The sequence below is a fragment of the Novosphingobium sp. HII-3 genome (assembly GCF_002916655.1).
GTDB classification, from domain to species: domain Bacteria; phylum Pseudomonadota; class Alphaproteobacteria; order Sphingomonadales; family Sphingomonadaceae; genus Novosphingobium; species Novosphingobium panipatense.
In genome coordinates this window covers 1-19,257 of the sequence record NZ_PPSM01000027.1, presented here as the reverse complement: position 1 = coordinate 19,257, position 19,257 = coordinate 1, and the positions used below count along the sequence as shown (strand labels likewise).

Here is a 19,257-nt window from a genome sequence, read left to right as displayed (position 1 = left end):
ATGAAGGGGGCGGAATCCAACAAACGTCCAAGCCTGGAAGGCTTGGTGAAGCAGCCATTTCGTATTAGAATATATATAGATGGGTATCACGCCTATCTGATGACTCAGGCTCTTGTTGATCAACAGAAGATTTACCGCAACAACGTGGCTGAGCGTCTCTCAAGCGCGGGCAAGATATTATTAAATGATCTTCCAGAATCTGCATGGGCGCCATATGCGCTCTCTTCCATAAAAAATATGGAAGGTCGCGTGGTGGGTTCGGCTGAGCGGCATTTTACTGAGCTGGGGATAGATCTAATTAAGAAAAAAGACGTCGATCGCATCGAGTCTAAATTTTTCTTTGATCCGTTCGGTCATTTCGATGGGTTCGATGCGACCGGACGAGTTGCATTCGACGTAACCTGTGATGCTGTGATTTTTGCACCCCGGTTTGATCGGGAGCGCTTGATTGCCGATCTTGAGAAGTATCGTTCAGAGTTGGCCGACAGTCGCGACATAGAAGTCTTAAATCGCGACATTCGGCGCTTGCAAAGCGGGCGATATGAGAAGAGCCAGAGATTCTACTCTGAACTGTCCAAGCTGGTTGGAGAACAGTCTCAGAATGGGTACCTGAAGTTTGATGACGGAAAACGGAAATCCTTTCTGTCGGAAAAAGGCGTCGACAGTGATTTTACGCATAGAATTTGGAAGGACATATCCAGAAATTCAGTAGATTTCTTTGTTCTTTTGACGAATGATGCCGATCATGCGCAATCATTTTCCGTGCTCGCGGAGCATGGCAAGCAATTCGCGTTAATGGGATATGAGGACCGGCCGGCAAGAGCATTGCAGGATCAACTTGGCTCATTGAAGTTGTATTTCAACGCGCTGAGCTACGAAGAAGATTTTGATTTCTCGGACTACTGGCTTGCGGAGTCCAACCCAGATAGCATTCAAAGGTTGGATGAAGCTCGTCAGCAATGGGAATGGTGGAAATCGGAAGGTTTAGTTTAACGATGAACCTTCTCTGGTCCTCGACTTTCACCGATGCGCTCGGCAAGCTCACTCCGCAGGAGCAGAAGCAGGTCAAGCTGACGGCAACGGACTTGCTGTTCGATCCAAAGGGCAATGGGACTCAATTGCATCGAGTTGAGGCGTCGCCAGGACTATGGACAGCGCGTGTCAGCCAGGACCTGCGGATCGTGCTCCACAAGGATGGTGAGCGCACGCTGTTGGCCTATGTCGGACACCATGATGATGCCTATCGCTGGGCCGAGCGCAAGCGGCTGGTCCAGCATGAGCGCACGGGCGCCATGCAGATCGTGGAAGTGGTAGAGCGTGTCGAAGAGCGTCTCGTTTACACCGAGAGGGTCGTCGAGCATCAGCCAGAGCCATCGCCCGTAAGCAAGCCGTTTGTCAATCTGAGTGATGACCAACTTCTTGATGTCGGTGTGCCCCGCGACTGGCTGGGCCCCGTTCGTCAGGCACAAGAAGCCAGCGTGGATGGCCTCTTTGCCAGCTTGCCCAGTGAGGCGGCTGAAGCCTTGCTGGACTACCTGACCGGGGGGCGGCTGGAGGATCATATTGCGCTTAAGGCTCTTCCAGGCGCGGATCCGTTCACGCATCCGGACGCACAGCGCCGGTTTCGAGTGGTCGACAATCTGGAGGAACTGCAGGCTGCGCTCGATCAGCCGTTCGAAAAATGGGCTGTGTTCCTGCACCCGGCTCAGCGTGCTTTGGCGGAACGGGAATGGGCAGGCGCGGCTCGGGTGACAGGTTCAGCGGGGACCGGGAAGACGATCGTCGCACTGCACCGGGCTGCATACATTGCGCGTGAAGACGTGGGCGCCCAGGTTCTGCTCACGACGTTCTCCAAGACCTTGGCTGCGGCCTTGGCTTGCAAACGGGACATTCTGACCGAAGCGGAACCGCAAGTTCGCGACCGGATTACGGTGCGCACCTTGGATCAGGCGGTATTCGAGCTTCATACTGGTCAATTCGGTCAGCCCAATGTTGCTAATCCCGCCTTGATCCGTTCTGCCATTGCCGATGCGAAGAAGGCTGGCCTGGGCAATGGGATGACGACGGACTTTCTCCTCGAGGAATGGGACGAGGTGGTCGATGCCTGGAATGTCGAAACAGGCGAAGGCTATGCGGTCGTCCCCCGGATTGGGCGACGTACCCGTCTGGGCGTTCAGCAGCGGGATGCTGCGTGGGCTGTATTTCAGTTCGTGCGGGAACGATTGAAGCAGCGCGGGGCCATGACCTGGGCGCAGATCTACGCTCGGATGGACGCATGGCTGGCTGCCGGCGGTAATCCGAACTTCACGCACGTCGTCGTTGATGAGGCTCAGGATCTTTCTGTCGCACAGGTCCGGTTACTCGGGCAGATCAGTAGGGTGCGATCCGATGCCGCATTTCTGGCAGGGGACATTGGCCAGCGGATTTTCCACCTGCCGTTCAGTTGGAGCAAGCTTGGCCTCGACATCCGCGGTCGAAGTCACGCGCTCAAGGTGAATTACCGCACCTCGCACCAGATCCGCAGTCTCGCGGATCGGCTGCTACCTCCGGCCATTGCAGACATGGATGGTGTGGAAGAAGGGCGGCGTGGCACGGTGTCGGTCTTCGACGGGCCAGTTCCGGAAATCGCTTTGGTCGCGGATGAGACTGAAGAGCAGGAGGCTCTGGCAAAGTTCCTCGCTTCGTGCCAGGCAGATGGCATGGATCACGCCGATATTGGCGTACTCGTCCGAGGCGAACAGCAACTGGCGCGTGCACGCGATGCCGTTCGTGAAGCAGGCTGTGATCCGCGCGCCGATGACGGCGTTAGGATCGTAACCATGCACGACGCCAAGGGCTTGGAGTTTCGGGCAGTCGCCGTCCTTGCCTGTGACGAGGATGTCGTGCCCGATCCCACTCGTCTCGCGGCAGTGGGAGACGTGGCGGACTTGGAGGCGGCCTATGAAACGGAACGCCATCTGCTCTATGTCGCATGCACAAGAGCGCGTGATCGCCTTTTGGTGGTTGGCATTGATCCAGGGAGCGAATTTCTCGACGACTTGAGAAGTTGAGAGGATTTTGCGTTTGAATACTTTTTCTTAGTGGGAAAAGCTGCATGTTCGGAGTCGCGAGGGACTCGGGCCGATCTGGCCCAGGTGATCGGTTCGATTGGCTGACATCAGCAACCCTTGCGAAAACCGAGGGCAGCTTGCGAACACCTAATCCTTACTTGCTCACCCGCAACGCCATTGTTCGTAGGCGACGCGCGTGAGCAGTCGCCCCTACATTGGCAAAAGCGCGTCAGAGCTTGAACAGATTGTTCGCGACAATCGCGGTTCCTCTCCTGAACTGCGGCTGGTGCTTGCCGAGCTGCGAAATCGCAAGACACTTATGGCCCGTCGATTGGCCGACGAAGTTCAGGCCCTGCTTGTCGAGCTTGCGGACCAGCCTGATCAGCGCACGCTCATCGCAGACCTCTTTCAAAAGCCCGTCGCTCCTATCCAGAAGGACAGAGCCGCCTTGCCTATTCGAATTTCTGCCGCTGTTGCTGACAAGATTGGCTTCGCGTCCCACCAAAATGCGGTGCCGATCTTACGGGATCTGGAGATCCATCACGAGGGCGAAGCAGCGTACCAAAACCTTACAATCCACCTCTCTGCTAATCCGCCGTTCCTGAGCGAGCGGACTTGGCGGATCGATGAGTTGGCTCCCGGGACATCACTTCATGTGACCGATCGCGATGTCGCGTTGGACGCCAGTTTTCTTGGCAATCTGAGCGAAAGCATCCAAGGTTCTGCCACGCTTCGGATCGAGGCGGGAGGCGAGGTGCTGGCTCTATCGACCTTCCCGGTCGAATTGCTGGCACGCAACCAATGGGGCGGCGTCGGCAGCATGGGCGAGTTGCTTCCGGCTTTCGTCATGCCGAACGACCCTGCGGTCGATCGTATCCTTAAAGCGGCATCCGATGTGCTGCGCAGGGCGGGTAAGCGTGATGCGATCAACGGCTATGAGGACAAGTCGCGGACACGGACCTGGGAGCTGACTTCCGCCATCTGGTCCGCCGTTTGCGGGCTTCGGCTGTCATACGCGCTTCCGCCCGCGAGTTTCGAACGTGTTGGTCAGAAGGTGCGCACGCCATCGGCGATCCTGGACGGGGGGATGGCAACCTGTCTGGATACCTCGCTTCTGTTCGCCGCTGCTCTGGAGCAGGCAGGGCTGAACCCACTGCTGATCCTGACCGGCGGGCACGCCTTTGCCGGCGTCTGGTTGCAGCCGATCGAGTTCTCGACGCTGACGACCGAGGAAGCGGCTGCACTTCGCAGGCGCATCGACGTCAAGGATCTTCTCGTCTTCGAAACCACGTTGGCGACTAACGCATCGCCTCCATCGTTCAGCCAGGCCGAAAATGCTGCTTTGCGCCTGATTGCCGAAGACGCCGCAGACCCGTTCGAAGTGGCCATCGATGTCCACCGTGCGCGCATGCAAAAGATACGTCCGCTGAGCGTCGTGGGTGTCGGCAGGCAGGGGCAGAACGGCGCCGAGCGAGAGAGTGGCGTCATGGATGCGCTGGAAGAAGCTCCGCTGCTGCCCGAGTTCGATGTCGAATTGGGCGAAAATTCCGACAAGGTCACCGACCGAGTGGAATTGTGGCAGCGCAAGCTGCTCAATCTCACGACCTCCAACCGTCTGCTCCATGTCCCCGATGGCGGTAAGGTTGTGCGTCTGGCTTGCCCCGACCCGGCTTTGCTCGAAGACCGGCTTGCGGATGGCAAGAAGATCAAGATTGCGCCCATGCCCGACCTTACCTCGGGCGGACGCGACGAGAAGCTGTATGAAAACCAGACGACGCACAGCCTTCGGGAGGAAGTTGCAAGGGCGGCCCTCGATCGCAACGAGGTTCTGTCCCTGAACGAGAAGGGCAAGCTCGAAGCGTCCCTGATCGATCTTTACCGCAAGGCACGCAGTGACCTTGCCGAAGGCGGGGCCAACACGCTGTTCCTGTCATTGGGTTTCCTCAAGTGGAAGAAGAAGCCCGAGGATGCGCGCAGCTATCGTGCTCCGCTGATCCTTCTGCCGGTCAAGCTGGAGCGAAAGAGCGCCATTTCCGGCGTTGTCATGACCCAGCATGAGGACGAGCCGCGTTTCAACCTCACCTTGATAGAACTGCTGCGGCAGGACTTCGAGTTAAGCATTCCAGCACTCGAAGGTGCGTTGCCGACCGACAAGAGCGGTATCGACGTCCAGCTGATCTGGAACATCATGCGCACGGCTGTGCGGGATATGCCCGGGTTTGAGGTTGTGCCCGACGTCGTTTTAGGCACCTTCTCCTTTGCAAAATACCTCATGTGGAAGGATCTTGTCGATCGCGCTGACCTGCTCCGCCAAAGCCCGGTGGTGCGGCATCTCATCGATCGCGAGGCGACCGCCAGCCGGGTGGACGGGGAGTTTCCGAAGCCGGAAGTGCTGGATGACACGGTTGATCCGGTCAATCTATTCACCCCGCTGCCTGCCGATAGCTCGCAGCTTTCCGCGGTCGTGGCTTCCGCCAAGGGCCACAGCTTCGTTCTGGACGGTCCGCCCGGGACCGGCAAATCCCAGACTATCGCCAACATGATCGCGCACAATCTCGCGCTTGGCAGGCGTGTCCTGTTCGTGGCGGAGAAGATGGCGGCGCTTGACGTGGTGCAGCGGCGCCTCGCCGAAAAGGGATTGGGCGAATACTGCCTTGAACTGCATTCGGCAAAGGCGACCAAGGTTGAGGTGCTCAAGCAGCTGGACCGCGCATGGTCTGTCCGCGAAACCCTGTCGGCAGAGGAATGGGCGCGGGAGGCTGCCGAAGCCAAACGGCTTCGGGACAACCTGAATGGTGTTGTGCGACGGCTTCATGCACGCGCCCGTAACGGGCTGACAATTCACCATGCGATCGGACGGGTTGTGCGGGACGCCACTGCGGCAATCCCGCGTCTGAATTTCTCGGCCGAAGCCGATCATGGCGAGGATGAACTGGGCGCTATGCGCGACGTCGCGCGTCGCCTCGGTCTGGCGCGGCAGGCCATCGTTGGCGTGACCGGTGAACTCGACGCATTGCGCCGAGGCACCTGGTCCAACCAGTGGCAAGATGACATTGCTCAGGCCGCGAGGGCGATCGGCCCTGCCATAGACCGATTGGTCGGCGCGCGCGATGCGTTGCTCCAGGCGAGCGGGTTGCCGCTCCCCGCAGACACTTCTGACGAACGTGCGGCACTGGACGAGCTAATTAGGGTTGTCCGCAGTACGTATGGGCGCGACATGCGCCTGGCCTTCGTGCCGGACATGGCGGACCGTGTCCTGGCTGCGCGAAATGCCAAGGACCTTTTGGAAAAGTACCGTGGTCTCGAACGGGGCCTGTCCGTGCCCTTCGCATCGGAAGCTGCACGCCGTATCCCGGTCGATGCGATCCAGGCTGATTGGGAGGCAGCAGGACGGCGGCTCTGGTTCTTCGCGACATTGGCACAGCGGAAGGTGGCAAGGGCGCTGGCAAGCGTTGGAGGAACCAGCGGCGAGCCAGATCCTGCAACAGACCTCCCGATTTTGGCCGCAATGAACGGTTTGCTGCAGGAGATCGACGCTCTTGTCCCAAGGCTTGCCAATGTCTCCTCATGGACTGGCCTTTCCACCGACCTGGACCGCATGGAGACGGAATGCGCTCTCTCTGAAGATCTTAAGGGCGCGATCCAGACCCGTGCGAGCGACCCCGACCATCTGGTTGCATTGCGTGCCGCGGTTTCCCGGCTGGTCATCGATGCGAACGACCTGATCGGGCCGGACGGGACTTTGGCTCGTGCGCAGGATGCCTTCGGGGCCGCAGTCAGTGCCTATGGGCAAGCAGCTCAGGCATTTGAAACCAGCGGCGAGGTCGCCGCTGACCTGTCCCACGAAGAACTGCGAGCCATCGCGGGTGCCGTGCTTGCCAACCTGCCACGTCTGCAAGCGTTGACGGGCTGGCAACGAGTGAGGGCCGAGGCCATGGCAGTCGGTATGGGGCCAATCGTGGCGGCGCTTGAAGGGGGCGAACTGGCCCCGGCAGACGCACGCAATGCATTCGAGATCGGATATGCGCAGTGGTTCGCCAGAACGCGCATCGATGCCGAGCCATTGCTGAGCCAGTTTGCCTCCGGTGTTCACATGGACGACATCGCGGCCTTCCAGCAGATTGATGACCGCTTGAGCCAATCGGCCGTTCGCTACATTCGTGCGCAGCTTTCCGGTCACATCCCGGCGCGCGAGGAAACCGGCCAGAAGGATGGTTACGGTGTCTTGAAGCACCAGCTTCAGCTCAAGCAGCGGCACAAGCCAATCCGCCAGCTTGCAACGGAAATGGGGGATGCCTTCACAAGGCTGGCCCCTTGCATGTTGATGAGTCCGCTTTCCATCGCGCAGTACCTTCCCGCCGATCAGGCCCTGTTCGATCTGGTCATTTTCGACGAGGCATCGCAGGTGACACCTTGGGATGCCATCGGTGCCATGGCACGAGGCAAACAGGTGGTGATCGCGGGTGACCCCCGACAGATGCCGCCGACCAACTTCTTCCAGCGATCCGCGGGCGCGACCGATGAGGAAGGCGACGTCGAGGAGGATATGGAGAGCATCCTCGATGAGTGCTTGGGATCGGGCATGGTTTCGCACTCGCTCAGCTGGCACTATCGCAGCCGACACGAGAGCCTGATCGCGTTCTCGAACCATCGCTATTACGAGAGCGGCCTCGTCACGTTCCCGGCACCTGTCACTCGGGCAAGTGCCGTCGAGTGGCGGCGTGTCGATGGTGTCTATGCACGCGGTAAGGGGCGCATCAACCCGATCGAAGCAAAGGCAATGGTGGACGAAGCCGTGAGCCGTTTGCGCGATCCGGCGTTTGGCGGCGCAGGCAAAACGCTCGGGATCATAACTCTGAACGCCGATCAGCAAAAGCTTGTCGAGGATCTGCTTGACAAGGCCCGGCAACGCTACCCACAGATCGAACCCTATTTCGCAGACAGCCTGTCCGAACCGGTGGTGGTCAAGAACCTCGAAACGGTGCAGGGCGACGAACGTGACCTCATCCTTCTGGGCATCGGCTTCGGGCCGACGGAGCCGGGTGCGCAGACCATGTCCATGTCGTTCGGCGCACTCAACAATCAGGGTGGGTGGCGCCGTCTTAACGTGGCAGTGACCCGCGCTCGGCAGGAGATGGTGCTATTCACCTCCTTCGACCCCGGCATGATTGATCTCAACCGGACCAGCGCAAGGGCCGTTGCTGACCTCAAGCACTTCGTCGAGTTCGCCGATCGCGGTCCCCGTGCGCTTGCCGAGGCAGTCAAAGGTTCTGTCGGTGGATATGACTCCCCGTTCGAAGAGGCCGTTTCGGCAGAGCTGATCCGGCGCGGCTGGCAGGTCGTGCCGCAAATCGGCGTTTCGCGCTTCCGTATCGATCTTGGGATCGTCCATCCCGACCGCCCAGGCGATTACCTCGTTGGCGTGGAATGCGATGGTGCGACCTACCACAGTGCCGCGACGGCCCGCGACCGGGATAAGGTACGCCAGGCCATCCTGAAGGGGCTGGGTTGGGATCTCGTGCGGGTCTGGTCAACCGATTGGTGGATCGATCGACAGGGGGCGGCAGACAAGCTGCATCTCGAAATCGACCGCCTTCTCGAAGCGTCCAGAGAAAAGGTGGCTCTTGAGGAAAAAGCTAAGCCCGTGGAGCCTGTTGTCGAAGAGATCGAGGAAGTCGAGCATGCCGACGCAGTCTCGGTTCCTGAGCTGGCTATCGCCGCTGAGAGCGAGGATGAGCTTCCACTTGTCGTAGGGCTTTCGCAGCACGATGCTTTTACGCCCAAGAGGATTGGCGCGGGGCTTTACCGCCGCGCGGATTTTTCTGGCTTTTCCGCAATGATCGATCCGGATCGTTTCTACGAACCCGACTATGATGGCGTCCTGATCCAATTGGTCGGCCACGCCATCACATCGGAAGCGCCGATTTCGGATACGTCCCTGTTTCAGGCGATAGGCCATGCGCACGGCTTCAAGCGAGCGGGCCGCATTATTCGCGAGCGCGTTCTGGCGATCGTTCAGGCGCACTTCCATGCGGAAGTGGATGATGCAGGCAAGTGCTTCGTATGGCCCGATGCGATGATGCCGGACACCTGGGACCACGCGCGAGAACCTGCCACCGAGGCCGACATTCGGCAGATCGATGACATCGCACTCGCCGAATTGCGGGCAGCGGCTTCCGCGTCGTCAGGAAATGACGTGGCAGTGGATGTTGCTCGTCATTTCGGGGTCAGACGGCTGAGTGTGACCGCGCGCGAAAGAATCGAACGCGCACAGGCGCGCTCGTTTGGGGAGTAAACCGATGACTGAGGATCAAGCTGAGAAGATCATTGATCTCCTGCAGACGATGTCCGGCCAATTGCAGGACATGCAGACTTCATTCTTCGAGTTCACGAACCACAACGTTCAAAGCATCAAGGCGACCGTCGAGGACGTTACAGGCCCAACAGGATATAACCTGGAGGATTTGCACAAGGAGCTTGTCGACATCGGCGGGATCTTATCATCCATCGACGAAAAGACCGGGTGAGATTGGCTGTCGTCTCAAAGTCTCGCATCGGCAAGGATGTCCCTTTGCCTCCTGCTCCAGGTTAGCTCGAGCCATAGCCGAATGGGGCTTTTAGGGTCGGTTTTAGGGTCAGGCTCTTCAGAGGGGTGCGAAAGTCCCAGAAATCTTGACGTTTGGGGCTGGGATTGGTCGGACACCCTCTCCGCCAGAGGCCCCTCCACAAGGAGCCACAGACGTCCACCCGGATAGACACTTTCCCTCTGAAGAATTGACGTTTAGCAGGCTCGGGGATCGCAGTTTTCCACGGGCCTCCGACACCCATGTGCTTCTGATTTGTGGGCTCGGCGCTGAAAAACGTGGCCTCGGAGATGACGATTTAAGTGAGGCAAAATCCGCGCCATCAAGCTGCGCGACAAGGCCTTCCAGCGGACCGACAGCCAGGGTCTGCCCGCGTCCGGGCGCATACTGGCGCCGCATCGCCTTCGCCAGCCTAGGGCTTATCGTCATCCTCATTGCCGCCAATTCGCGAACAGGAGCGATCGCCTTGTGTGACCTTAGTTGGCACCGAACACTTCCGCCAGACCGCCCCGCAGGCGCCGCTACGTGAGAGAGAGCCTGAGGCAGACGTAGAGGCCTTCGGGCCGGAAATCGAACTCAGCGCCGTTGCCCTCACCCCGAAGGGCGCGCGCTATCATGCGAGAGCCGAATCCCTTTTGCGCCGGTGGTGATGTAGCTGGGCCGCCTGCCTCGGTCCAACGCAGTTCAAGGCGCGGGCTTCCCGCCTGTTCTGGAAGTTCCCACTCGATCTTCACTGTTCCAGTCGGGGTGGAAAGAGCCCCATATTTCACAGCATTTGTTGCCAATTCGTGGAGAACCATCGCGAGTTGTAGTGCGCGGTCAGAGGATATTTGCACCTCGCATCCATTTATTTCGAACCGACGATCGGCCTCGGCTGCAAACGGCGCCACGGCGCGCTGCACGATATGCGTGACGTCGACCATCTTCCAATCCCGCTGCGTGAGCAGATCATGGGCCTCAGACAGCGCAAAAAGCCGAGCATCAAATGCTTTCAGTTCCGAGCGAGGGGCCTGGCGAAACGTCTGCATGGCCACCGCCTGGATCGTCGCCAGCGTGTTTTTGACCCGATGCTTCAGTTCATGAAGAAGAAGTTCCTTTGACTCCTCCGCTCGCCGTCGTTGCTCAATCTCCTGCTGGGCGGCTTTATGCAGCCGCGCGTTGTCCATGGCGACAGCTGTCTGGGCGGCGATGGCGGCGACAAGGTTTTCCGTGTCGGCCGTGAACTTACCGGGTTCATCATGCGCGAAAAACAGCCCGCCCAGCACTTCGCCCGACACGGAGGTCACAGGCACCGCAAGATAACTGACGACGGGAAGATGTCCCGGCGGCATACCATAATGCGGTGCACTATGCCCATAGCGCGGATCGGTCCGGATGTCGTCGGATCGGATTACGCCTTCACCTGCGAAGGTAGGAGCGAAAACTGCGGTGTTCCGAGGCATTCCAAAATTGAAAGCCTCTCGTGCTGCGCCCGAAAGGGTATAGAGCTGGTAGGATTCCCCAGCCGCGTTCGTGACATTGTAGAAGAACGCACCGAACTTCGCCCCGCTCAGTTCGGTGCCGATGTCAGTCACTGACTGCACGATCCGATCAAGATCGAGATCACGGGAGATTTCACTGGCGACGCGGTAAAGGGTCTGAAGGCGCTCGGATTGTTGCGCAAGCAACGTCTCGGTCTGTTTGCGCGCGGTAATGTCGCGGGCTGTTTGGGATGCGCCAATCACCAAACCGTCCGCTGACCGGATCGGCGACACGGTAAGGGAAATATGGATGAGGCTACCGTCCTTGCGCTGCCGCAAGGTCTCGAAATTCGAGATACGCTCGCCGTTTTTCAGCCGTGCAATGATTTCGTCTTCTTCAGCCCGGCGATCTTGCGGGATCAGGGTCAAGATCGAAGCGCCTATTATCTCTTCAGGAGCGTAGCCGAAAACACGCTCGGCGCCGGCATTCCAATCCGTGATGATGCCGTCGAGCGTTTTGCCGATGATCACGTCGTCGGAAGATTGGATGATAGCGGACAGTCGATCGGCAGCGCCCAAAGCGCCTCGCTTCTTAAGTCCGTGCTCTGCGTCCACATGCGTAGCATCATTCGCAGCCATCAAGGCTAAAGCCTTTCCCCGCGGAGTTCAGAAACAGCAGTCAGCAATCTCTCCATTGCATAAGGTTTGTCGAAAACCAGGTCAAAGAGATCAGCACGCGACCTTGCTATGGCGCCCTGCGCGCCGCTTACAAGAATGATGGGAATGGCCTGTAGAGCGCTGTCGGCTTTCATCGCTTCGGCCAGTTCAAGACCCGTCATCAATGGCATCATGAAATCAGTGATGACCAGATCGGGTTGAAGGCTGCGGACCAGCTTCAGCGCGTCCGCCCCGTGCGCGGCATCATGCACCTCATGCCCAGCCTCTTCCAAGCTGACCACCAGCAAGTCGGCAATCAGGAACTCGTCTTCGGCAACGACTATCTTCATGGAGAACTCCACCGGGGGACTCTATCCATGAGAGCCGTTACGCTTCGAGGGGCTTGGCCAGTCCGGTCGAGATGCCGGTGGCTGGTTGAAACGGTCCTTTGATCGCAAGGCCACGTCCGTCGATATGAATTTCCTGAGGAGCAGCCTGGAACGACTGGTCACGGATCTTCAGGACGGACATCACGCGTTTGTATTCTGACCGGATTTCAACTTGGCGCATCATGATAAGATTATCGAGCAGACTGGAGATTTCCGGTCCAGGCGCTGCTACCCCGGACGCGAAAAGGTCACGCAATTCCCACGTGCCCACAGCGGTAACACCCATCGCCCGCAATTCGTTCGTCAATGCCGCAAAGAATTCCACCAAACGACGAGGATGAACGGCTGCACGCTCGAATCCGCCGAGGGAGTCGATGAAAAGCCGCTTCACGCCCCGGGCCGAAACGGCATCAAAGAGTCGATAGGCCAGCTTGTCGAGAAGATTTTCGGTAAGAGGTTGCCACAGGATATCGACTTCTCCCCGTTCGATATGTCCCTGGAGGTCAAGACCCAACGCTTTCGCTTTGATCAACAAACGATCGCGGGACTCGTAGAAGCCAAAATGAAGACCAGGCTCCTCCGGGGAGGCGGCCGAAAGGAAATTCAGGCCGAAGGACGTCTTACCACAGCCCGAGGGTCCTATGAGCAGGGTGATCGATCCCTGCGGAAGGCCTCCGCCGGTAATTTCATCGAAACCCTCTATCCCGGAACGGAGGGGTCTCGGGTCTGGATTGTCGGTCGCTGACGGCGTGTGGAAGGCCGCTTCGATCCGCGGGAAAACACTCACGCCGTCACCGGAGATTTCATACTGATGATAACCGCCCAGAGCAGCGCTGCCCCGCGACTTGCGGGGGCGAAGGCGGCGTACGGTGCGGACGCCAACGAGTTCCTCATGGAGCTCCAGCACACCATCCACCATCGTGTGCTCGGGACTCTCATCTTGCACGCCGGCGCTGGTGAGAAACAGGACAGTGCAACCCACAAACGCTGCCTGGCTTTGCACTTCGGCCACGAATGTTTTGACATCGAGGTCCGTCTCCGCACGGTCGCGGGCATTGAGCAGCCCATCGAACACGATCAGCGAAGCACTTTGACGCTTGGTCTCCTTACGCAGCAAGTCCACGACAGCCCCCAGGCCTTCCTTGCTGAGGGTCTGGAAAACGCTGACATAGACGATGTTGCTGCCAAGCCTCTCCTTTTCGAAGAAGCTCAGTGTGGAGAGCGACTGGAAGAGGCGATCGTGCGTCTCGGCGAGCAGGGTGACATAAAGCACGTTCCTGCCGGCCGCGGCCGTCGCAAAGGCGATCTGATTTGCCAGGATTGTCTTGCCAGCGCCAGGATGACCTTGGACAATGTAGGAAGCACCCTCGACGAAGCCACCGCCAAAAACGGTGTCCAGGCCAGGGATCCCGGTCGAGAAGCGGGGAAGGATCTGCGTCACAAATTAGCCTCATCAGCGCGTATTGGCCAAGAGGCCGTTTGCGTTGATAGCAGCCCGCAGTGCCACCGTCAGGATGGCTAGTCGATTTTTTAACACCCTGTTGTACGCGTGAGGAGGTCTAGAAGAGGGCTTGTGCTATCCGGTGCGGAAGAGAAGCGGCATCAAGGATAAGGAAGAGAAAGAGCGAATGGTGCGGGCGAAGCGGTCGCTCCGAATTTCGCGCCGGGGAACCCCGCTGTCGCGAGCGCCGAGGTGTCGAACAGCACTATCTATCGGATTCGACCTTCTCTGTGCTTGCCGGGCGGGCAACAGTTCGATTGCCCGCCCGCTTGGCCAGCCACCCACCGCAGCTTCACGTGGGTGCAGACACAACTAGCCTTCGTATTTTCGGTCGATCAGAGTTTGATGGATGTGGCCAGCGTACGGAACTTCTCGATGTCCTTGTCGAAGAAGTAGATCTGGGGCGCCTCGTAGGCGACGAGGTACAACTGACCATTGACCATGGCACCAAAGGCCTCCCCTTTGCGGCGAACGTCGTCCGACTTCGTGAAGTTGTAGGTGAAGCGGATGCCAGCGTGCCCGCCCAGTTGTGCCGGAGCCTGCGTGTCGATCGCCATCTGGTTGACGGCATACTGGCTGCGGTAGGTCGTCTCGAGAAGCGTCGGTATGTCAGTGACAAGCATGTTGCTGGCCACCTTGGGGAGGGGGCTATTCTTCTTGTCACGCTCGCGCAACAGCGGCTGGCCTGCGGCGATCCCGCCGAAGAATGTGACCTTGTTCAGCGAGTCGCCGTCAAGCGTCCAGACTTCGACGTTCTTGCCCCCGCTGAGGCTGAGCTTGTTCCACTCGCCTGCGGGCGAAGCGGAGATGCGTGACTTGGCGATGCCTGCCCGAGGGCCAGGGCCGATCAGTGAGTTTGCGAGGACCGGCGTGGAGCAGGCGGCGAGAAGAGCGATGATGGAAATGGTGACGCGCAACATGGGATGACCTCAGTTCGCCATAAGGGTGTGGATGATCGCCGCGTCCGAAGCCTCGGGCGCTGCCATCAGGTAAGCGGAGAGTGCGGCGCGGCCTTCCTCGACCTGACCATTGCGGATCAGCGCGAGGCCGAGATTGCGGTCCAGGTCCGGCGCCGCGTAGCCGGCGGCTTTGGCTTCGCGATAGAACTGGCTGGCAAGCTGCAGGTCGCGCGGGTTCGCTCGGGCGCGATAAAGCTCGCCCCGCGCAAACAGAAGGTCCGAGGTCCAGCCGGAGCGGGCTGCCAGGTTCGACAGGATGTAGTCCGTGCCACCAAAGTCGTTGAGCTTGTTCTGCGCCGCCAGGAAGCGTGGCAGGTAAGGCGCAAGCGCGTCCTGAAGCTCCTGCTTGCGCGGGTCACCTCCGGCTGGAAGCTTGTCGGCCTCCTGGGCCAGATACACCGCGCGGCTGAGCGGGGTCGGATGCGTGTCGAAGAAGCCTGCGGTGAAGTGCTGCTTTGCCTTCAGCTTGCGGCCGCGCGCCGTCGCTTCCTGTTCCGCCATCAGCGATTTCCAGATTTCGGAAGCTGAATGGGCGGGGTAGCCAGATTGTGCGATGTACTTGAGGCCCAGAAGGTCCGCGGCCGTCTCCTGATCGCGGTTGAAGCGAAAGATGGAGCCGACCAGCGATAGCTGCGTGCTTCCGGTCGGTGTGTTGGAAATGCCGCCGAGTACCGTTACCCACGCCATGACATCCGTTCCGGTGCGCCTGTTCTTGAAGCCGTTCAGGCCGTGGCGGAGTTCAAAATGGGCGAACTCGTGTCCAAGGACAGCGGCGAGTTCGCCTTCGTTGCGAACCCGAAGGAGGAAGCCGGACTGAACGAACATCGCGCCGTTGGGCATCATCGACGCGTTGAACTGCGGATCTTCCATGGCGTAGAGCCGAACGCCTGCGCAACGCTCCTGGCCGACCTCCCGGCAAAGCACGCCGAGCAGATACTTTTCCAGGTTGCCGTCGCGAATGCGCAAGGGACTGTCACGCATCCGGCGTTCAGCCTCGTCGGCCTGCATCCACAAGCCGCGTTCATCGACATTCGTCGGCTCGTACGCGGCCGTGTAGGTGGGCAGGGCCAGCGTAGGATCGACAGCATGCGCCGCCGATCCCGCACAGGCGATCAGCGCGCTGGCCAGCAGCGCGAGGGAGCGGCGCATGTCAGTTGCCCGCAGCGGCGACTTCGACCGGTCGGCCGGGGAAGCCTTCAAGCAACTGCGTGACGCGCTTTTGCGCGCCCTCAAGTGTACGAACATCTCCACCCATCTGCCGGTCGGCATTGAGCCAGACCAGTTCGCCGGTCTTGAGATCCACAAGCCCGGCGTAGCCCTGGTGAACGCCGGAAGTAACGCCGACACCGCCGAGCATACCCACAATCTGCAGGACTTTACGGCCAGTGGAACCGTACTCGTCATGCGTGGAGATAAACAGCGCATAGTCAGCCCCCTTCAGGGATGTCAGGCGCGAAAGGCCGTCTCCCATGCCCCACTCGAAGCTCTTGCCGCGCTTCTTGGTCGGCAGCCGGTTGCCTGGGAAAAACTGATATTCGATGACCGAGTCAGCGACGGAATTGAAAAGGTGAGAGTACTGAGTCACCAGTGGGCCATCGCCGGTGGACTGGTCCGAGTATTCAACGACCACATTTCCGAGCTTTGACTGGGCCTGACCAAGAGCGGTCGCAAGGTATCCGCGTGCCTGCGTGGTCCAGTCGGCGTTCGGTTCAAACATACCGCCGGTGGATTGTTCGCCCACATCAACGACCGGCCGCATCAGCACGATACGTACCGTACCCGGCTTCAACGAGAAGCCTTCCTTGTTTCCAGTCTTTTCTTGCGCGATTGCCGGAGCCGACACGCACAAAGACGCCGCAAGCACAGCGGCGCGCACACAATTTGCAGTTTTCATGAGCCCCCTCATTGAAGGCTTGGGGCGTATCGCGTTTTTCGGAGAGAGGGAAGTGTCAGTTTATGGTGTTAAAGATTGTTCATCCCGTACGGTCTCATATCGGTGGCGAATACGAGCCTCTACGCGCTGCAGACCATACGCGTTCCCTCTGATTTACCGGTGGTGCTGAGGGCCTCGTTGTGATTTCATCGAAGTGAGCGATGGAGGCAAGCGAAGCTGTGCGGCCTGATCGACTTCGAACCCTTCCCGCCAGTGCTGGATGGCGCCTTGCAGCGGTCGGATCGTGGCTAGGACTTGGCAGAAGCCTTGGCGCGCGGGCGGAGGTGCGATAGCGTCTCTTCATGACGAACAACGACAACCCCAGAGACTTCACCGAAGCGGATGCTGTCCGCGCAACCGAGGCAGCGGGCATCAGCCTGCCGATCAACGACGCCAGCGAGCTGTTCGCAGCCCTGACGGCCATGCTGGATTTACCTGTTTCGCCAGCCGAGTTGGAAACGGCACTGCGAAGCGCCTACATCAAACTGCCGCTGAACACCCCTGCGGATCTCGTTAAAGCCTACAATCGCATCCTCGATGTGAAATTGGGCGAGACCGGAGGCAACCCGGCAACCTTCTAGGTGCCCGCCGCCCCGCATCCACCCAGCAGCAGCGCATGAACGGCCAGTCCTCAGCGATACCGGTGACAGGGAGAGCTGCGAGGGCAACCCTCATGCTCGCCTTATCGCCTCAACGCGCAGAGATGCAAACCATTGACGTGTATAGCGCGGATCAGGGCGTGATCCCTTTCAGAATCTGACGCGCGGTGTCGGCGAGCACCGCGCCGGCACCCTTGTCGCCTTTCACCATGGAAGTCATGAACGCCTTCGCCTGCTCCAGCGTGAGGTGCGGTGGGAATGGCGCGACTTCCGGGTCCGTCTTGACCTCGATAAGCGTCGGGCGATCCGCCGCGAGCGCCGTGTCCCAAGCGGCACCTAACTGTTCCGGATCATCGATGAATATGCTTCCCAGACCCATCAATTCGGCGAAGCGCGCGTAAGGCACATCGGGAATGTCCTGCGTGGTCGGGAAACGCGGGTTGCCCTCCATCACGCGCTGCTCCCAGGTGACCTCGTTCAGGTCGCCGTTGTTGAACACGCAGACGATCAGGCGTGGGTCGCTCCACTCACGCCAATACTTCTGCACCGTGATAAGTTCAGCCAGGTTGTTCATCTGCATCGCGCCGTCACCGACCAACGCCACGACCGGTCGTTGGGGATGGGCGAACTTGGCGGCGATAGCATAGGGAACCGCCGCCCCCATCGAAGCAAGGCCGCCCGACAGCGACGCGCGCTGCCCGGCTTTGACCCGGTAATCGCGCGCATACCAGTTGGCGCACGAGCCGGAGTCAGAGGTCACGATGGCATTGGGGGGCAAGCGCGGCGACATCTCCCATACGACCCTCTGGGGGTTAACGGGGTTGGCCTTCGCCATCGCGCGTTGTTCTAGCGTCTGCCACCATTTCGCGACTTCCTGCTCGATGCCCTCACGCCAGCTGCGGTCGGTCTTTCGCTGCAGCAAGGGCAGCAAGGCCCTTAGCGTGTCGGTTGCGTCGCCGTGCAGGTTCACGTCGACTGGATAGCGCAGGCCCAGCATGGCGGCGTCGAGGTCGATCTGGACGGCCCGGACCTGGCCATCCTTGGGCAGGAACTCGGCCCAGGGGAACCCTGTGCCAATCATGAGCAGAGTATCGCAGTCGCGCATGAGGTCGGACGACGGCTTTGTTCCCAACAGGCCGATGGATCCGGTGACGAACGGGAGATCGTCGGGCAGCACATCCTTGCCAAGAAGCGCCTTGGCGACACCCGCTCCGAGCACTTCGGCTGCTTCGATGACCTGCGTCGCGGCGCCCCGTGCACCGGCGCCGATCAGGATAGCGACCTTGCTGCCGCTGTTGAGGATCTCGGCTGCGCGCTCGAGATCCTCCCGGCGAGGCGTGACCGACGGCCGCGCATACCCGGTGCCGGAGCGTGTGAAGCCATGCGCCTGCGCCGGATCTTCGTACTTCGTATCCTGCACATCCTTGGGAAGCACGATGACTGAAACATCGTTGCCGGCGATAGCGACGCGGATCGCGCGATCCGTGACATGGCGGGTCTGCGCCGGTGCCGATACCTCCTGCACATAACCGGCCACATCGGCGAAGATCCGGTCCAGATTAAGCTCCTGCTGGTAGCTCCCGCCCCGTACCGTACTTTCGGCCTGGCCAGCGATGGCGAGCACGGGGGCATGGTCCAGCTTGGCATCGTAAAGCCCGGTGAGAAGATGGGTGGCCCCGGGGCCGCCCGTCGAGAGGCAGACTCCAAGCTCGCCCGTGAATTTGGCGTGCGCCACGGCCATGAAGGCGGCCATCTCTTCATGCCTGACCTGAATGAACTCGATGCCCGCTCCCGCTTTCTCTGCCCGCTGCAGCGCGCCGAGGACACCGTTGATGCCGTCGCCCGAATAGCCGTATATACGTTTGACGCCCCAATCCTTCAGGCGCTGGACGAAGAAGTCACTCGTCATTTGAGTCATGCCGCACTCCGTGGGTTCGGCACCCGAAACAGGCGCACCGGTGCCTTCGCCCGACATTGTCCGAGCGCTTTACTCGCCAGTGTCAACGCCGGGATAAAATTGGGCCAGGCACCGGTTTAAAAAGGGGCCAGTTGGTTTGAATAAAAAGCCTCATGGTTGAGGCTGGACGCTCTCGGCAGCGGGGAAGCGGCTGTAGCGGAGCGGAAG

At 59.8% G+C, this 19,257-nt stretch carries 13 protein-coding genes; 5 read left to right on the top strand and 8 right to left on the bottom strand.

What is annotated here, in order from left to right; translation table 11 throughout:
* Both C2R25_RS11740 and C2R25_RS11735 read left to right on the top strand, forming a co-directional pair.
* Complete coding sequence (locus C2R25_RS11740) at positions 1-993, top strand: NYN domain-containing protein (protein ID WP_103729380.1); 993 nt, start codon at positions 1-3, stop codon at positions 991-993.
* 2 nt (positions 994-995) lie between these two features.
* Complete coding sequence (locus C2R25_RS11735; protein ID WP_103729379.1) at positions 996-3,050, top strand: 3'-5' exonuclease; 2,055 nt, start codon at positions 996-998, stop codon at positions 3,048-3,050.
* A gap of 229 nt (positions 3,051-3,279) precedes the next feature.
* Here the strand turns inward: C2R25_RS11735 and C2R25_RS20965 are convergent, their stop codons facing one another.
* A complete protein-coding gene (locus C2R25_RS20965; protein WP_233203935.1) occupies positions 3,280-3,552 on the bottom strand; it encodes a hypothetical protein in 273 nt (90 codons plus the stop codon).
* Positions 3,553-3,705: 153 nt separating this feature from the next.
* Between C2R25_RS20965 and C2R25_RS11730 the strand changes: the two genes are divergently transcribed.
* Both C2R25_RS11730 and C2R25_RS11725 read left to right on the top strand, forming a co-directional pair.
* A complete protein-coding gene (locus tag C2R25_RS11730) occupies positions 3,706-9,345 on the top strand; it encodes a DUF3320 domain-containing protein (RefSeq protein WP_233203934.1) in 5,640 nt (1,879 codons plus the stop codon).
* 4 nt (positions 9,346-9,349) lie between these two features.
* Positions 9,350-9,577, top strand: a complete 228-nt coding sequence (locus C2R25_RS11725) for a hypothetical protein (RefSeq protein WP_103729378.1) — start codon at positions 9,350-9,352, stop codon at positions 9,575-9,577.
* 578 nt (positions 9,578-10,155) lie between these two features.
* Here the strand turns inward: C2R25_RS11725 and C2R25_RS20430 are convergent.
* From C2R25_RS20430 to C2R25_RS11695, 6 genes are all read right to left on the bottom strand, one after another.
* Positions 10,156-11,733, bottom strand: coding sequence for a sensor histidine kinase (locus C2R25_RS20430; protein ID WP_158250653.1), 1,578 nt, complete (start codon positions 11,731-11,733; stop codon positions 10,156-10,158).
* 5 nt (positions 11,734-11,738) lie between these two features.
* Positions 11,739-12,101 carry a response regulator gene (locus tag C2R25_RS11715; protein ID WP_103729397.1) on the bottom strand — a complete coding sequence of 121 codons (363 nt, stop codon included), beginning with the start codon at positions 12,099-12,101 and terminating at the stop codon, positions 11,739-11,741.
* A gap of 37 nt (positions 12,102-12,138) precedes the next feature.
* Positions 12,139-13,581, bottom strand: coding sequence for an ATPase domain-containing protein (locus tag C2R25_RS11710; protein ID WP_233203932.1), 1,443 nt, complete (start codon positions 13,579-13,581; stop codon positions 12,139-12,141).
* Between the two features lie 395 nt (positions 13,582-13,976).
* Entirely contained in the window at positions 13,977-14,561 is a 585-nt protein-coding gene (locus C2R25_RS11705; RefSeq protein WP_103729377.1) for a hypothetical protein, read from the bottom strand.
* A 9-nt stretch (positions 14,562-14,570) separates the two neighbouring features.
* Complete coding sequence (locus C2R25_RS11700) at positions 14,571-15,749, bottom strand: M48 family metallopeptidase (protein WP_103729376.1); 1,179 nt, start codon at positions 15,747-15,749, stop codon at positions 14,571-14,573.
* 1 nt (position 15,750) lies between these two features.
* A complete protein-coding gene (locus C2R25_RS11695) occupies positions 15,751-16,494 on the bottom strand; it encodes a hypothetical protein (RefSeq protein ID WP_103729375.1) in 744 nt (247 codons plus the stop codon).
* 341 nt (positions 16,495-16,835) lie between these two features.
* On the opposite strand from C2R25_RS11695, the gene C2R25_RS11690 reads away from it, so the two are divergent.
* On the top strand, positions 16,836-17,114 hold the full coding sequence (locus C2R25_RS11690; RefSeq protein ID WP_103729374.1) for a hypothetical protein: 279 nt from the start codon (positions 16,836-16,838) through the stop codon (positions 17,112-17,114).
* A 151-nt stretch (positions 17,115-17,265) separates the two neighbouring features.
* Here the strand turns inward: C2R25_RS11690 and C2R25_RS11685 are convergent, their stop codons facing one another.
* On the bottom strand, positions 17,266-19,050 hold the full coding sequence (locus C2R25_RS11685) for a thiamine pyrophosphate-requiring protein (protein WP_103729395.1): 1,785 nt from the start codon (positions 19,048-19,050) through the stop codon (positions 17,266-17,268).
* Positions 19,051-19,257 lie beyond the last annotated feature (207 nt).

Coding starts and splice junctions, on each gene's coding strand:
- C2R25_RS11700 (WP_103729376.1), bottom strand. CDS start 15,749: ATGCGCCGCTCCCTCGCGCTGCTGGCCAGCGCGCTGATCGCCTGTGCG.
- C2R25_RS11735 (WP_103729379.1), top strand. CDS start 996: ATGAACCTTCTCTGGTCCTCGACTTTCACCGATGCGCTCGGCAAGCTC.
- C2R25_RS11715 (WP_103729397.1), bottom strand. CDS start 12,101: ATGAAGATAGTCGTTGCCGAAGACGAGTTCCTGATTGCCGACTTGCTG.
- C2R25_RS11685 (WP_103729395.1), bottom strand. CDS start 19,050: ATGACTCAAATGACGAGTGACTTCTTCGTCCAGCGCCTGAAGGATTGG.
- C2R25_RS11705 (WP_103729377.1), bottom strand. CDS start 14,561: ATGTTGCGCGTCACCATTTCCATCATCGCTCTTCTCGCCGCCTGCTCC.
- C2R25_RS20430 (WP_158250653.1), bottom strand. CDS start 11,733: ATGGCTGCGAATGATGCTACGCATGTGGACGCAGAGCACGGACTTAAG.
- C2R25_RS11690 (WP_103729374.1), top strand. CDS start 16,836: ATGACGAACAACGACAACCCCAGAGACTTCACCGAAGCGGATGCTGTC.
- C2R25_RS11725 (WP_103729378.1), top strand. CDS start 9,350: ATGACTGAGGATCAAGCTGAGAAGATCATTGATCTCCTGCAGACGATG.
- C2R25_RS11695 (WP_103729375.1), bottom strand. CDS start 16,494: ATGAAAACTGCAAATTGTGTGCGCGCCGCTGTGCTTGCGGCGTCTTTG.
- C2R25_RS11740 (WP_103729380.1), top strand. CDS start 1: ATGAAGGGGGCGGAATCCAACAAACGTCCAAGCCTGGAAGGCTTGGTG.